This is a genomic window from Ideonella alba (assembly GCF_018069875.1).
Classification (GTDB): Bacteria; Pseudomonadota; Gammaproteobacteria; order Burkholderiales; family Burkholderiaceae_C; genus Ideonella; species Ideonella alba.
In genome coordinates, this window is record NZ_JAGQDF010000015.1 from 104,124 (window position 1) to 118,797 (window position 14,674).

The 14,674-nt window shown below is 69.6% G+C and carries 17 protein-coding genes; 4 read left to right on the forward strand and 13 right to left on the reverse strand.

What is annotated here, in order from left to right; all coding sequences use genetic code 11:
• Positions 1–3: 3 nt before the first annotated feature.
• Together rimM and rpsP are read right to left on the reverse strand one after the other, a co-directional pair.
• The gene (gene rimM / locus KAK07_RS21710; protein WP_210856518.1) at positions 4–609 is read right to left on the reverse strand and encodes a ribosome maturation factor RimM; all 606 of its coding nucleotides are present in this window, start codon (positions 607–609) and stop codon (positions 4–6) included.
• 28 nt (positions 610–637) lie between these two features.
• A complete protein-coding gene (gene rpsP / locus KAK07_RS21715; protein WP_210856517.1) occupies positions 638–898 on the reverse strand; it encodes a 30S ribosomal protein S16 in 261 nt (86 codons plus the stop codon).
• A 228-nt stretch (positions 899–1,126) separates the two neighbouring features.
• Here rpsP and KAK07_RS21720 point away from each other — a divergent pair, with 228 nt between their 5' ends.
• Complete coding sequence (locus tag KAK07_RS21720; protein WP_210856516.1) at positions 1,127–1,660, forward strand: GNAT family N-acetyltransferase; 534 nt, start codon at positions 1,127–1,129, stop codon at positions 1,658–1,660.
• A gap of 57 nt (positions 1,661–1,717) precedes the next feature.
• On the opposite strand, the gene KAK07_RS21725 is transcribed toward KAK07_RS21720, so the two are convergent.
• From KAK07_RS21725 to murJ, 10 genes are all read right to left on the reverse strand, one after another.
• Positions 1,718–2,728 carry an inorganic phosphate transporter gene (locus tag KAK07_RS21725; protein WP_210856515.1) on the reverse strand — a complete coding sequence of 337 codons (1,011 nt, stop codon included), beginning with the start codon at positions 2,726–2,728 and terminating at the stop codon, positions 1,718–1,720.
• 22 nt (positions 2,729–2,750) lie between these two features.
• The gene (locus KAK07_RS21730) at positions 2,751–3,398 is read right to left on the reverse strand and encodes a DUF47 domain-containing protein (protein WP_210856514.1); all 648 of its coding nucleotides are present in this window, start codon (positions 3,396–3,398) and stop codon (positions 2,751–2,753) included.
• 93 nt (positions 3,399–3,491) lie between these two features.
• The gene (locus tag KAK07_RS21735) at positions 3,492–3,854 is read right to left on the reverse strand and encodes a DMT family protein (protein ID WP_210856513.1); all 363 of its coding nucleotides are present in this window, start codon (positions 3,852–3,854) and stop codon (positions 3,492–3,494) included.
• A gap of 10 nt (positions 3,855–3,864) precedes the next feature.
• Positions 3,865–4,347: a 2-amino-4-hydroxy-6-hydroxymethyldihydropteridine diphosphokinase gene (gene folK, locus KAK07_RS21740; protein WP_375140992.1), complete on the reverse strand. Its 483-nt coding sequence runs from the start codon at positions 4,345–4,347 to the stop codon at positions 3,865–3,867.
• Entirely contained in the window at positions 4,344–5,948 is a 1,605-nt protein-coding gene (gene pcnB, locus KAK07_RS21745) for a polynucleotide adenylyltransferase PcnB (protein WP_210856511.1), read from the reverse strand. Before pcnB ends, folK begins: the two co-directional genes overlap by 4 nt.
• Positions 5,945–6,619 carry a histidinol-phosphatase gene (locus tag KAK07_RS21750; RefSeq protein ID WP_210856510.1) on the reverse strand — a complete coding sequence of 225 codons (675 nt, stop codon included), beginning with the start codon at positions 6,617–6,619 and terminating at the stop codon, positions 5,945–5,947. Before KAK07_RS21750 ends, pcnB begins: the two co-directional genes overlap by 4 nt.
• Positions 6,616–7,290 carry a DnaA regulatory inactivator Hda gene (gene hda / locus KAK07_RS21755; RefSeq protein WP_210856509.1) on the reverse strand — a complete coding sequence of 225 codons (675 nt, stop codon included), beginning with the start codon at positions 7,288–7,290 and terminating at the stop codon, positions 6,616–6,618. The genes KAK07_RS21750 and hda overlap by 4 nt, the downstream gene beginning before the upstream one ends.
• Positions 7,287–8,348, reverse strand: a complete 1,062-nt coding sequence (locus tag KAK07_RS21760; RefSeq protein WP_210856508.1) for an AI-2E family transporter — start codon at positions 8,346–8,348, stop codon at positions 7,287–7,289. The genes hda and KAK07_RS21760 overlap by 4 nt, the downstream gene beginning before the upstream one ends.
• A 151-nt stretch (positions 8,349–8,499) precedes the next feature.
• Positions 8,500–9,360, reverse strand: coding sequence for a SirB1 family protein (locus KAK07_RS21765; RefSeq protein ID WP_210863197.1), 861 nt, complete (start codon positions 9,358–9,360; stop codon positions 8,500–8,502).
• Between the two features lie 5 nt (positions 9,361–9,365).
• Complete coding sequence (murJ, locus tag KAK07_RS21770) at positions 9,366–10,922, reverse strand: murein biosynthesis integral membrane protein MurJ (protein ID WP_210863199.1); 1,557 nt, start codon at positions 10,920–10,922, stop codon at positions 9,366–9,368.
• 142 nt (positions 10,923–11,064) lie between these two features.
• Between murJ and rpsT the strand changes: the two genes are divergently transcribed.
• Positions 11,065–11,361 (forward strand): 30S ribosomal protein S20, encoded by a 297-nt coding sequence (gene rpsT, locus KAK07_RS21775; RefSeq protein ID WP_210803417.1) that lies wholly within the window; start codon positions 11,065–11,067, stop codon positions 11,359–11,361.
• A gap of 227 nt (positions 11,362–11,588) precedes the next feature.
• Here the strand turns inward: rpsT and KAK07_RS21780 are convergent, their stop codons facing one another.
• Positions 11,589–11,912, reverse strand: a complete 324-nt coding sequence (locus KAK07_RS21780; protein WP_210856505.1) for a DUF3579 domain-containing protein — start codon at positions 11,910–11,912, stop codon at positions 11,589–11,591.
• Positions 11,913–12,196: 284 nt separating this feature from the next.
• On the opposite strand from KAK07_RS21780, the gene KAK07_RS21785 reads away from it, so the two are divergent.
• Both KAK07_RS21785 and argF read left to right on the forward strand, forming a co-directional pair.
• The gene (locus tag KAK07_RS21785) at positions 12,197–13,387 is read left to right on the forward strand and encodes an aspartate aminotransferase family protein (protein WP_210863201.1); all 1,191 of its coding nucleotides are present in this window, start codon (positions 12,197–12,199) and stop codon (positions 13,385–13,387) included.
• Positions 13,384–14,346: an ornithine carbamoyltransferase gene (gene argF / locus KAK07_RS21790; RefSeq protein WP_210863203.1), complete on the forward strand. Its 963-nt coding sequence runs from the start codon at positions 13,384–13,386 to the stop codon at positions 14,344–14,346. Before KAK07_RS21785 ends, argF begins: the two co-directional genes overlap by 4 nt.
• Positions 14,347–14,674: the final 328 nt, after the last annotated feature.

Genomic DNA, 14,674 nt, shown 5'->3' on the forward strand with positions numbered 1-14,674 from the left:
TCGTCAATAGTCCAGGCCCCAGTCGACGAGCAGGCACCGGCCCGGCAGGTCCACCTCGTCGACATAGGCGGCCACGAAGGGGATCAGGCGCTCGGCCTCGTCGGGCGGCGCATCAGCGGCCGCGTCGGGGCGACGCACGCGCAGCACGCAGTGGGCCCCGGTTTCAAGCAGGTCGGTGACGGTGCCGAGCACCGCCCCCTCGCGGTTGAGCACCTGCAGGCCGATCAGGTCGACCCAGTAGAACTCGTCGGGGTCGGCGGTGGGAAAGCTCTGGCGCGAGACGAACACCCGGGCGCCCTTGAGCGCCTCAGCGGCGTTGCGGTCGGGGATGTCCTGGGCGGTGGCCACGACCACCTCGCCATGTTCCTTGGCGCTGGTGATCTTCAGCAGCGCCGGCAGCGGCGCCGGCTTGGCGGCGCGCACCGCGGCGACACCCTTGCCGGGCGCCGCGTCCGCCGGTTGCAGGAACCAGCGGCGGGAGGAAAACAGGGCCTGGGGATCGGCGGAAAAAGGCTGGACCTTGAACCCGCCCTTGATGCCCCAGGCGTCGATGATGCGGCCGACCTCGACCGCGTCATCGGGCCAGCTCACCGCATCAGGCGACGTCATGCGCGGATGGGTGGGCCGGCCGGGCCGGTCAGGCGGCCGGGGCGACCTTGGCCTTGGCCTGGGCGATCAGGCGCGAGACGGTGTCCGACGGCTGGGCGCCGACGCCGACCCAGTAGGTCACGCGGTCCTGAGCCACGCGCAGGGCTTCTTCGCCCTCGGAGGCCACCGGGTTGTAGAAGCCCAGCTTCTCGATGAAGCGGCCATCACGGCGCTCGCGCGAGTCGGCGACGACGATGTTGTAGAAGGGGCGCTTCTTGGAGCCACCGCGGGCCAGACGAATCACGACCATGTTGTCGTTCCTTGATGTTCAGTTCGTGTGGACCGCCGCGCCTGGGAGACACCGCCTGGATTGGCTGATCCGGTTGCCCGGGCCTGATGTGCAGATGTACGTCAGACCCGAACGCTGCTCCAGCCCCGTAGATACGCCTGCTCGGTGACCACGCTCCGTGGGTACCGTCAAGCCGGTGCTGGAAAACATGGGATTATAGGGTCTGTACAGCGAACCTGACAAACCGAGATGCCCGAGCTGCTCATCCGCCCCAGCACCGATGCCGACCTGCCGGCCATCACCGCGATCTATGGCCAGGCCGTGCTGCACGGCACCGGCACCTTCGAACTGGAGCCGCCCGACCTGGCCGAGATGGGCCGCCGCCGCGCCGACGTGCTGGGCAAGCAGCTGCCCTGGCTGGTGGCCGCAGGCGCCGACGGCGCGTTGCTGGGCTATGCCTACGCCAACCATTTCCGGCCGCGCCTGGCCTACCGCTTCTGCCTGGAGGACTCGATCTACCTGGCTCCCGAGGCCCAGGGCCGTGGCGTGGGCACCGCCCTGCTGGCCGAACTGGTGGGCCAGTGCGAGGCGCGTGGCGCCCGCCAGATGCTGGCGGTGATCGGCGACAGCGCGAATGCCGGCTCGATCGGCGTGCACCGGCGGCTGGGTTTCGAGCACACCGGCGTGCTCAAGGCCTCGGGCTGGAAGTTCGGCCGCTGGCTGGACGTGGTGCTGATGCAACGCGCGCTGGGTGTGGGCGACACGCTGCCGGCGGCCGACTGAGGGCCAGACACGACACAGGGCCCCGCAAGGCCCTGTCTGTGCGCCGAACCGCGTGGCTCAGAACAGCATCGTGCTGATCCAGTAGAACACGCCGGCCACGAAGGCCGCCGCCGGGATCGTGAAGATCCAGGCCCAGACGATGTTGCCGGCCAGGCCCCAGCGCACCGCCGACGGGTTGCGCACCGAGCCCACGCCCAGGATGGCGCCGGTGATCGTGTGGGTGGTCGACACCGGGATGCCCAGCGAAGTGGCCAGGAACAGCGTCAGCGCGCCGCCGGTCTCGGCACAGAAGCCGCCCACCGGCTTGAGCTTGGTCAGGCGCTGGCCCATGGTCTTGACGATGCGCCAGCCGCCGAACATCGTGCCCAGGCCGATCGCCATGTAGCACGACCAGATCACCCAGTCGGGCGGTGCCGTGTCGGAGGCGGCCACGTAGCCCGAGGCCACCAGCAGCATCCAGATGATGCCGATGGTCTTCTGCGCGTCGTTGCCGCCATGGCCCAGCGAATACAGGCCGGCCGAGACCAGCTGGAAACGCCGGAACCAGCGGTCCACGCGCATCGGCGCGGTGCGCCGGAACACCCAGGACACGCCCACCATCATCAGCGAGCCCAGCACGAAGCCCAGGGCCGGCGAGATGAAGATGAAGACCACCGTCTTGGCGATGCCGGCGCCGATCAGCTTGCCCAGGCCCGCCTTGGTGATGACCGCACCGATGATGCCGCCGATCAGCGCGTGCGAGCTGGACGAGGGGATGCCGTACCACCAGGTGATGATGTTCCAGGTGATGGCGCCGATCAGCGCGCCGAAGACCACATGCTGGTCGACCACGCCAGGCTCGACGATGCCCTTGCCAATGGTCTTGGCCACGCTGAGGTGGAAGACCGAGATGGCGATGACGTTGAAGAAGGCGGCGAACAGCACCGCCTGCTGCGGCTTGAGCACACCGGTGGAGACGACGGTGGCGATCGAGTTCGCCGCGTCGTGGAAACCGTTCATGAAGTCGAAGGCCAGGGCCAGGGCCACCAGCACGACGACGAACCAGAACGCGATCTGGGCTGCTTCCATGAGAAGTCCGGGCCGCGGCCGCTCAGGAGTTCTCGAGGACGACGCCCTCGATCAGGTTGGCGACATCCTCGCAGCGGTCGGAGATCGACTCCATGTGCTCGTAGATGGCCTTCAGCTTGATCAGCTCCTTGACGTCGATGTCGTCGCGGAAGAGCTTGGACATGGCGCTGCGCATCACCCGGTCGGCGTCGCTTTCCAGGCGGTCGATCTCCTCGCAGGTCTTGAGCGCGGCCTCGGCCACCTCGGGCTGCGACAGCTTGGGCAGCAGCGAGACCGCATGCTGCACGCGCTCGCAGCACTTCAGCGAGATGTCACCCAGGCGGATCACGTCCTCGTTGACGTTCTGCACGTTGTACAGCGCCATCACCTCGGAGGAGTCCTGCAGCAGGTCGAGGATGTCGTCCATCGCGTTGATCAGGCCGTGGATCTGCTCGCGGTCGATCGGCGTGATGAAGCTGCGGTGCAGCAGGCGGTTGACCTCGGCCGTGACCTTGTCGGCGGCGCGCTCGGCGTTGTCCACCTCGGCGGCGTACTTCTCACGCAGGTCGGGCGTGCTGTAGTACTGGATCATCGACGTGAAGGAGCGGGCCCCCTCGGCGATGTATTTGCCATGCTCGTTGAAGAGTTCGAAAAAGTTGCCTTCCTTGGGCAACAGCTTGCCGAAGAACATCGGGGTCTCCTCTGGCCCGGTGCGGGCGCAAAAAGGGGCGGTGACCGTCACACTGCGGTCATCGCCCTGTCATATCCGCATTCTAGCGGGCGCTCAGGACCGGAAGATGAAGTACACCGCGCCCAGCAGGCACAGCCCGGCCCACAGGTAGTCCAGTTTCAGCGGCTGCCCCATGTAGAACACCGCGAAAGGCACGAAGACCGCCAGGGTGATCACCTCCTGGGCGATCTTCAGCTGCGCCAGGCTGTAGCCGCCGCCGTAGCCGATGCGGTTGGCCGGCACCTGCAGCAGGTACTCGAAGAGCGCGATGCCCCAGCTGACCAGGGCGGCCACGTACCAGGCCTGGCCGGCCTGATGGCGCAGGTGGCCATACCACGCCACGGTCATGAACAGGTTGGACAGGGTGAGCAGGCCAAAGGTCTGCACCCACAGCGGCAGGCTGGTCAGCCAGGTCATGCCAGGGCCCTCACAGGGGTTCGAGACGCTGATCGGCCACGGCCGCCAGCAGCGTGGGCCAGTCGCCCTGCGCCAGCGCCAGTTCCGGCGCCAGCTGGGCCAGCGGGCGCAGCACGAAGGCGCGCTGGTGCATCCGCGGGTGCGGCAGCGTCAGCACCGGGTCGTCCTGCACCAACTGGCCGTAGAGCAGCAGGTCCAGGTCCAGGGTGCGCGGCGCGTTGCGGTAGGGTCGTTCGCGGCCGTGGCGCTGCTCGATGTCCTGCAGCACCGCCAGCAGCGCGCGCGGCGCCAGCGCGGTGCGCACGCGACCCACGGCGTTGACGTAGTCGGGGCCGCCGGCATCGACCGGCGCGCTGCGCCACAGGCCCGACAGGCCGTCGCCCTCGACCCCCGCCACCGTGGTCAGAGCCTGCCAGGCCAGCCGCAGCGTGCCCTGGGCATCGCCCAGGTTGGCACCCAGCCCGATGTAGGCCAGCTCGGTCACGACGCTCAGGCCGCGGCGGGCGGCGCGCCCTCGCCCCCGCCCGAGGGCTTGCGGCGGCGGCGCCGGCGGCGCTTGCGCGCCGGGGCGGCGTCACCGCCCTCGTCGGGGCCATCGCCGGCGTCCGGGCCGCCCTCCGCGCCGGCCTCAGGGCCGTCGTCATCGGCGTCGGCCTCGCGCGGGGCCTGGGCAGTGGCCGCTGGCGCCCGGGCCGGCTTGGGCGCGCGGCGCGGCTTGTGCTGGCTGTCGCGCACCGCTTCCAGCAGGGCCTCGCGGTCCTCCGGGCTGCCCAGCGAGAAATCCTCCCACCACTCGGCCAGCTCGGCCGGGATCTCACCCACGTCGGCGCGCAGGCGCAGGAAATCGAAGCCGGCGCGGAAACGCGGCTGCTCGACCAGGCCGAAGGCGCCGTTGGGCGTGCGGCGCTCGAAGCGCGGCTGCATCATCCAGATGTCGCGCATGTCGGCGGCCAGCTTGCCGCGGCCGGAGATGTCGCCGATGCGGGCGTCGAAGACCGCGTCGATCGCCTGCTGCAGCGCCGGCGACGGGTGCTCGCCGGCGGCGCGGCGCTCGGCCCAGCCGGCCTGCACGTCGTGCCACAGCATGCAGGCCAGCATGAAGCTGGGCGCCACCGCCTTGCCCTCGCCCACCCGGCGGTCGGTGTCGGCCAGCGCCAGCTGGATGAACTTCTGGCGCGCGCTGCCGGCCGGGGCGTTGAGCAGCGCAGCATCCAGGATCGGGAAGACACCCCGGCCCAGGCCCTGGGCCTGGATCTGCTCCAGACTGGCCAGCGCGTGGCCGGTCTGCAGCAGCTTGATCATCTCGTCGAACATGCGCGAGGCCGGCACGTTGGCGAGCAGCGGGATGGCGGCGGCGATCGCCTTGTGCGTCTTGGGCTCGATCTTGAAGCCCAGCTTGGCGGCAAAGCGCACCACGCGCAGGATGCGCACCGGGTCTTCGCGGTAGCGGGTGGCCGGGTCGCCGATCATGCGCAGCGTCTGCGCACGCACGTCCTTGAAGCCATGGTGGTAGTCGACCACCAGCTGACGCCTCGGGTCGTAGTACATCGCGTTGACGGTGAAGTCGCGGCGCGCGGCGTCCTCGATCTGCGGGCCCCAGACGTTGTCGCGCAGCACGCGGCCGTCGGCATCGACGACGTGGCTCTTGTTCTCGATCTCCTTCTTGGAGGTCTTCTCATTGCCGGCCACCTGCTCGGCGGCGCTGGCGTCCATGTAGGCGCGGAAGGTGGAGACCTCGATCACCTCGTGGTCGCGGCCGCGGCCATGGATCACGTGGACGATGCGAAAGCGCCGGCCGATGATGAAGGCGCGGCGGAACAGGCCCTTGACCTGCTCGGGCGTGGCGTTGGTGGCGACGTCGAAGTCCTTGGGGCGGCGGCCCACCAGCAGGTCGCGCACCGCGCCACCGACGATGTAGGCCTCGTGGCCCGCGTCCTGCAGCGTGGTGACCACGCGCACCGCGCGCTCGTCGAGCAGCGAGGGGTCGATGCCATGCTCGGACGCCGGGATCTCCAGGCGCTTGCCCAGCGGGATGCCGGCGGGCTGCGGCGCTGCGGGCTTGCCCAGCAGCTTGTCGATGAATTTGCGGATCATGTCGCGTCGAAGAGGTCGATGATGCGCCAGCCGCGCTCAAGCGCGATCTGACGCAGGGCCGGCGTCGGGTTGGTGGCCACCGGGGTGGGCACCGCCTCGAGCAGCGGCAGGTCGTTGGTGGAGTCGCTGTAGAACAGCACGTCGTCGAAGTCGGCGAAGGACTGGCCCCGGCTGTGCAGCCAGGCCTGGACGCGCGCCACCTTGCCTTCGCGGAAGGTGGGGGTGCCGCGGATGGCGCCGGTGGCGCGGCCGTCGGCGCCGCGCTCCAGTTCCACCGCCAGCAGGGTCTCGACACCGAAGGCCGTGGCGATCGGCCGGGTGACGAATTCGTTGGTGGCGGTGACCACCGCCACCAGGTCGCCGTCCTGCTGGTGGGCGCGCACCAGCTCGATCGCCTCGAAGCGCAGCGCGGGGCCGATCACCTCCTGCATGAAGCGCTCGCGCGCGGCCTCGGCGTCGGCCAGCGGGCGGTGGCGCCAGGCCGAGGTGGCGAAGTCCACGTAGTCGGCCAGCACCAGCGTGCCGGCCTGGTACTGCTCGAAGAACTGCTGATTGCGCGCGCGCCAGGCCTGGCCGTCGGTCCAGCCGATGGCGCACATGAACTCGCCGAAGGCGTGGTCGGAATCGGTGGGCAGCAGGGTGCCATCCAGGTCGAACAGGGCCAGCCTCATGCGGCCACCTCGCCTTCAGTGAGCATCTTCTTGAGCAGGGGAACGGTGACGGCGCGGCGCTCGGCCAGCGAGAAGCGGTCGAGCCGGTGCAGCAGGCTTTTCAGCGAGCCCAGGTCGCGCTCGAAGCGGGTCAGCAGGTAGTCCATCACCTCGTCGGACAGCATCAGGCCACGCGCGTCGGCCTCGCGGCGCAGTACCGCTCGGGTGGCGGCTTCGTCCAGTGGCTGCAGCTCGAACACCGGGCCCCAGCCGAAGCGCGTGCGCAGGTCCTCGCGCAGCGGAAGGTCCACGGGCGGCAGGCGGGCGGCGGCGGCCATCTGCGTGCCATGGGTGGCGGCCTCGACGAAAAGCGTGAAGGCGGCATGCTGGCGCGCCTCGTCCAGGTCCTGGGCGTCGTCGATGACGACCAGGGTCCAGGCCTCGTCGAAGGTCCAGGGCAGCGGTGTGCTGGCGTGGAACCAGGCCACCTGACCGCCCTGCCCCCGCACCCGCGCCGCCCAGGCCGCCAGCAGGTGCGACTTGCCGGTGCCGGCCCGCCCGTGCAGGAACACCGGCGGACCCGGCTGGCGCCACTGGGTCAGCGCATGCAGGGCCACCCCATTGGGCCCGGTCACGAAGTTGTCGAAACCGGGCTCGGGCCCCAGTCCGATGGCCAGCGGGATCTGCTTCATCCGCGGTACAGCTCGCTTTGCAGGTAGGCGGCCAGCACGCGCCGGGCAGCGACCAGGGCCACCGCCGACAGCGGCAGCGCCGCCAGCACGCCCACGAAACCGAACAGCTGGCCGAAGGCCATCAGCGCGAAGATCACCGCCAGCGGGTTCAGGCCGATGCGCTCACCCACCAGGCGCGGCGTCAGCACGAAGCTCTCCAGCATCTGGCCCAGGCCGTAGACCACGGCCACCGCGCCCAGGCCGTACCAGCTGCCGAACTGCAGCACCGCGCTCAGCAGCGCCAGCACCAGGCCCAGGCCGAAGCCCAGGTAGGGAATGAAGACCAGCAGGCCGGTGAACACGCCCACCGGCAGCGCAAGCTCGAAACCGGCCAGCGCCAGCGCACCGGCATACCAGACCGACAGCACCAGCATCACCATCAGCTGGCCGCGCAGGTACTGGCCCAGCAGCTCGTCGCACTCGCCCAGGAAGCTGTCCACCGAGGCACGCATGCGCGGCGGCACCAGCCGGCGCAGCCGCTCCATCATCTGCGGCCAGTCCAGCAGCAGGTAGAACAGCACCAGCGGCACCAGCACCAGGTTGCCCAGCACGGTCAGCACCACGCTGCCGCCCAGGCGCGCCGAGCTGAGCAACGCCGCCAGGCCATCCTCGAGGTTGCCGCCAAGGCCCTTGAGCACCATGTCCTTGATGCCGGCCACATCCAGGCGCACCTCGATGCCCAGCCTGGCCAGCGCCGGCGCCAGCACCTGGTTGGCCCACTCGGCACCGCGCGGGATCTGCTCGCGCAGGATGGGCAGTTCGCGGGCGATGATGGGCACCACCAGCAGCGCCATCGCCAGCACCGACACCACCGCCAGCAGCACCGCCAGCGTGGCCGCCAGCGAACGCGGCCAGCCGCGCCGGGCCAGCGCCTCGGTCAGCGGCTGCAGCGCATAGGCCAGCACCGCCGCGATCAGGAAGGGCATCAGCACGGGCGCGAGCAGCCACAGCAGCACCAGCACGACTGCGGCGATCAGCAGCCAGCTCAGCGACTGTCTCTGGGCGGGGGATAGGTTCATCGGTACAGGGATCGGCGGCACGCGCGTCCCGGCAGGAACGCTGGCGGCGGCGGGGCGGTGCGGGTCACGGTGTCGGGGCCGGCCAGCCGCGCGGCCCGTGGGGGGCGTCCCGCAACACGCTGCGCGATTGTACGGCGACCGTCCACGCCGCTCAGGCGGGGGGGCGTCCGCGCAGCTCGGCCATGCGCTGGCGCAGCAGCTCGGCCTGCGGGCCGTCGGGGCGCTGGTCCAGGCAGGTCTGCAGGTCGACCAGCGCCTCGGCCGGGCGGCCCAGCTCGGCCAGCAGCAGGCCGCGGTCGCGGCGCTCGTCCCAGTCGCCCGGCAACAGCCGCACCAGGCGCTGCTGCACCGCCAGCTGGCGCCGCAGGTCACCCTGGCGTTCATGCACTGACTTGAGGTTGCGCAGCATGCGCGCCAGCACCTCGCGCGGCTCGGCCGCCTGCAGGAACAGGCCCAGCGGCAGCTCGTCATCGCCCGGCAGGCCCAGCTGCTGGCGCCAGGGCTCCAGGCGCTGCGCCAGGCGCTCGCGCGAGAGCGATTCGCCGGTGAAGGGGTCGACCACCACCTCGCCGGCCGGCAGCCGCAGCTTGACCAGGAAGTGGCCGGGGAACGAGATGCCCCGCGCCGTCAGGCCGATCTGCTGGGCGATCTCGATGTAGAGCAGGGCCAGCGAGATGGGAATGCCCAGGCGCGTCTGCAGCACCCGGTGCAGGTAGCTGTTGTCGGCATGGTGGTAGTCGTTGACGTTGCCGGCAAAGCCCAGTTCGCGGAAGAAGTAGCGGTTGAGCATGCGCAGCCGGTGGGTCGGCGGCGCATCGGCGGGCAGTCGCTGGCGCAGGCGCTGGGCGAGCTGGTCGATCTCGTCGAGCACGCCCTGCACGTCCAGCGCCGGGTGGTCGTCCTGGGCCAGCAGGATCGCGGCCTCCAGCAGCGCGACATCGGCCCCTTCCGCCACCAGTGCCGAGAAATAGTCCAGCGGACTGGCCGGCGCGAAGCGCGGCGTCTGGGTCATGACGCTCAGCCTCGGCGGGCGAACTGCCGCAGGTTCAGGCCCAGCACGCGCAGCATGCCGAAGTACAGCAGCGCCGCCACCGCCAGCGCACCGAACAGCAGGCCGGCGCGCTGCAGCCAATGCGCCTGCAGCGCCACCCAGTCCAGGCGCCAGGCCACCCAGCCCAGCCAGCCGGCCAGCACCGCCGAGGCGGCCATCACCCGCAGGATGAATCCCCCCCAGCCGGGCTCCGGCATGTAGATGCCGCGCGCGCGCAGCCCGCGCAGCAGCCAGGCCGCATTGCCCATCGCCCCCAGGCTGGTGGCCAGCGCCAGGCCGGCGTGCCCCAGCCAGGGCACGAAGGCGGCGTTCATCACCTGGGTGAGCACCAGCACGACGATGGCAATGCGCACCGGCGTGCGGATGTCCTGCTGGGCGTAGAAGCCCGGCGCCAGCACCTTCACGCCGATCAGGCCGATCAGGCCCACGCCGTAGCCCTGCACCGCCAGCGTGCTCATGCGCAGCGCCCGCTCGTCGAAGGCACCGTGGTGGAACAGCACCGCCATCAGCGGCAGGCCGAACACCAGCATCGCCAGCGCGCAGGGCCAGGCCAGCATCAGCGCCAGACGCAGGCCCCAGTCCAGGTGGCCCGAGTAGCCCTGGGCGTCGCCGCGGGCCTTCAGCGCCGACAGACCCGGTGTGAGCACCACGCCCAGCGCCACGCCCAGCAGCGCGGTCGGGAACTCCATCAGCCGGTCGGCGTAGGTGAGCCAGGACACCGCCCCCGCCCCCAGGTGCGAGGCGATCTGGCTGTTGATCAGCAGCGAGATCTGCGCCACCGACACGCCCAGCAGCGCCGGCGCCATCTGGGACAGCACGCGGTGCACGCCCGGGTGTTGCCACGCACGCTTCAGGCCCGCCGGTGTCAGGCCGATGTGCGGCAGGCAGCCGATGCGCGCCAGCGCCGGCACCTGCACCGCCAACTGCAGCACGCCGCCCAGCACCACGCCCACCGACAGTGCGTGGATCGGGCGGATGCCCTGGGCCTGCAGCAGCGGCGTCAGGCCCCAGGCGCAGGCGATCACCGACAGGTTCAGCAGCACCGGCGTGGCCGCCGGCACCACGAAGCGTTTCCAGGTGTTGAGGATGCCGGCCGCCAGCGCCACCATCGACATGAAGCCGATGTAGGGGAACATCCAGCGGGTCATCAGCACCGCCAGGTCCAGCTCTTCCAGGCCGGCGCCGAACAGCCAGACGATCACCGGCGCCCCCGCCACGCCCACGGCGCAGGTCAGCAGCAGCGCCCACGCCAGCATGGTGGCGACGGCGTCGATCAGGCGGCGCGTGGCCTCGTCGCCGTCGGTTTCGCGGCTGGCGGCCAGGATGGGCACGAAGGCGGCCGAGAAGGCCCCTTCGGCAAACAGCCGCCGCAGCAGGTTGGGAATGCGGAACGCGATGTTGAACGCATCGGTCATCGCGCTGGCGCCGAAGGCGTGCGCCACGAGCTGCTCGCGCACCAGGCCGGTGATGCGCGACAACAGGGTCCAGAGGGAGACGGTGGTGGCCGCCTTGAGCAGGTTCATGCGGTGGGCCGCCCGCTCACGCGGCAGCCATGCCAGGGCACAGCCGACCGATTATAGGGACCCACCGGCGGCCACCTTGCCAGCTGGACCAGGAAAATGCTATACTCGATAGTCTTTATCCACCTGGACCCAATTTCAAGCAATGGCCACTTCCTCCAAAGCCAAGAAGAAGACCGTTCGTCTCGCGTCGGGCCGCAAGCGCGCTCGCCAGGACGTCAACCTGAACGCCGCCAACACCTCGCTGCGTTCGAAGTTCCGCACCTCGATCAAGAACGTGCTCAAGGCCGTCGCCGCTGGCGACAAGGGCCAGGCCACCGACCTGTTCAAGACCGCCCAGAGCGTGATCGACTCGATCGCCGACAAGGGCATCTTCCACAAGAACAAGGCCGCTCGTCACAAGAGCCGCCTGTCCGCCAAGATCAAGGCGCTCGCCGCCTGACAACCCTCTCCAGGTGGAAGACAAAGGCCCCGCACTGCGGGGCCTTTTTCATGGCGGGCCCCGACGTGCGGGGCCCTTGTTCTTTGGCGCCCTGTACCCCATGGCCTGTGGGGTGGGGGCCGCAGGGCGGGGCTGATGTTCTTGGGCAGCGCCAGGCTGAGTTTCCTGGCAGTCGCCACCAGCCCACCCAAGCCACGCCACGGACTGTGGCATCCGCGGCGCAGGCCTCAGGCCGACGGCGGGTCGGGCAGCAGGCATGCCTCGGACACCTGCAGGTGGTTGTCCTTGGCAAAGTTCATCACGAAGTCCCAGGCCATGGGTTCGAGGTCGCGCAGCGCCTCGTTGACGATCACGCACTTCACGCCGTTGATCACCCGCGGCACGCAGTACGGCGAGTAGCCGATGAAGGCGCCAATGCCGCCCGCGCCGCCCCCCGGGCGGAAGCACGACATCGCACCGGCCAGGCGCTCGGCCCAGTCACTGGGACGGAAGGTCCGTCCTTCCAGCGTGATGCCTTGGATGAAGAACTCGCGGGGCTTGGTGACGGACATGGGCTCAGGAATCGGCGGCAGCGACGAGCGTACGGGAACAAGCTGGCATGGCGCTGTCGCGAGATGCCGTTTGTTTTCAGGATGCGGAAGAGAAGCACGTATTGTGCCCCGATCGTGTTGCAACGCAGCATGCATGGCGACTCCAGTGCGGTCTTTCGGGTTTGTCGCCCTGTTCGGGTGCGGGCTTTAGAATTGCAGTGGGCCGGTGCGTGAAATGAGGCGCTGCCGGCCCTTTTCTTTTCCCGAACCTGTTTCCTTCACCGATTTCGACTGGAGTCCAAGGGATGACCGCCTCGATGCCCCACGTGATGAACACCTATGGCCGGCTGCCGATCGCGCTGTCGCACGGCCGAGGCTGCCGCGTCTGGGACACCGAAGGCCGACGCTACCTGGACGGCCTGGGCGGCATCGCCGTCAACACCCTGGGCCATGCCCACCCCAAGCTGCTGGCCGAGCTGACCGACCAGATGGGCAAGCTCATCCACTGCAGCAACTACTACGAGAACCCGCTGCAGGAGGCGCTGGGCGCCAAGCTGGCGGAACTGTCGGGCCTGTCGGCGGCCTTCTTCTGCTCGACCGGCCTGGAGGCCAACGAGGCCGCGCTGAAGATCGCCCGCAAGGCCGGCCATGACCGTGGCATCGAGCGCCCTGGGGTGATCGTCTTCGAGAAGGCCTTCCATGGCCGCTCGATCGCCACCCTCAGCGCCACCGGCAACCCCAAGGTGCAGGAAGGCTTCGGGCCGCTGGTCGAGGGCTTCATCCGCGTGCCCTTCAACGACATCGAGGCGCTGCGCGCCCACAGCGCCAACCGCAACATCACCGCGGTCTTCCTGGAGACCATCCAGGGTGAAGGCGGCATCAACCCGGCGCGCTGGGACTACCTGCGCGAGGTGCGCGCGCTGTGCGATGCCAACGGCTGGCTGCTGATGCTCGACGAGGTGCAGTGCGGCATCGGCCGCACCGGCAAGTGGTTCGCCCACCAGTGGGCCGGCATCGTCCCCGACGTGATGCCGCTGGCCAAGGGCCTGGGCTCGGGCGTGCCGATCGGCGCCGTGGTCGTCGGACCCAAGGCGCTGAATGTCTTCGGCCCGGGCAATCATGGCACCACCTTCGGCGGCAACCCGCTGTCGATGCGCGCCGGCATCGCCACGCTGAAGATCATGGAAGAAGACGGCGTGATGGCCAATGCCGCCGCGGTGGGCGCCCACCTGAAGGCCGCGCTGCAGCGCGAGTTGGCGGGCGTGGACGGCGTCAAGGAAGTGCGCGGCGAGGGCCTGATGCTGGGCATCGAGCTGGCCCGCCCCTGCGGCGCCATCCTGACCCGCGCGATGCAGGCCGGGCTGCTGCTGTCGGTCACCGCCGACACCGTGGTGCGTCTGGTGCCGCCGCTGATCCTGACCCAGGACGAGGCCGACGAGATCGTCAGCCTGCTGGTGCCGGTGATCAAGACCTTCCTGTCCGAGGCCGCGGCATGAAGCCGGGAGACACGCTGATGAAGCACTACCTGCAGTTCAAGGATTTCCGGGCCGAGGAATACGCCTACCTGTTCGAGCGCGCCCGCATCATCAAGAGCCGCTTCAAGAACTACGAGAAATACCAGCCGCTGGCCGACCGCACGCTGGCGATGATCTTCGAGAAGGCCAGCACCCGCACGCGTGTCAGCTTCGAGGCCGGCATGTACCAGATGGGCGGCTCGGTGGTGCACCTGACCACCGGCGACAGCCAGCTGGGCCGCGCCGAGCCGATCGAGGACAGCGCGCGCGTGATCAGCCGCATGGTCGACATCGTGATGATCCGCACCTACGAGCAGACCAAGATCGAGCGCTTCGCCGCGCACTCGCGGGTGCCGGTGATCAACGGCCTGACCAACGAGTTCCACCCCTGCCAGATCCTGGCCGACCTGTTCACCTACCTGGAGCACCGCGCTCCGGTGGGCGCCCGGGGCTACGACCTGGACAGCCTCAAGGGCAAGGTCGTGACCTGGGTGGGTGATGGCAACAACATGGCCAACACCTGGCTGCAGGCCGCCGAGATCCTGGGCTTCACGGTGCACGTCAGCACGCCCGGCGGCTACGAGGTGGACCCGGCCGTGGCCGGCATCAGCCAGCGCGACTGCTACAAGGTCTTCAAGGACCCGCTGGAAGCCTGCCGCGGCGCCCACCTGGTGACCACCGACGTCTGGACCAGCATGGGCTACGAGGCCGAGAACGAAGCCCGCATCAAGGCCTTCGCCGACTGGTGCGTCGACGCCGACATGATGGTCGTGGCCCAGCCCGACGCCCTGTTCATGCACTGCCTGCCGGCCCACCGCGGCGAGGAGGTCACCGCCGAGGTGATCGACGGGCCGCAGTCGGTGGTCTGGGATGAGGCAGAAAACAGGATGCACGTGCAGAAGGCACTCATGGAGTACCTTCTGCTCGGCCGGATCGGCTGAAGGCCGGGCCGGCGGCCCGCCAGGGCCGGCAGCCTGTTTCGGCGCAGGGTCATGTCCGCGCAGCGGACGTGAGCCGTAGCCAAAATCGAATGCTCATGGAGTACCTTCTGCTCGGCCGGATCGGCTGAAGGCCGGGCCGGCGGCCCGCCAGGGCCGGCAGCCTGTTTCGGCGCAGGGTCATGTCCGCGCAGCGGACGTGAGCCGTAGCCAAAATCGAATGCACGTGCAGAAGGCACTCATGGCGTACCTTCTGCTCGGCCGGATCGGCTGACGCATTGGCCTGCCCTTGATCTGGGGCAAGCGAGCGATCAGCGTCCTGTCAGGCGCC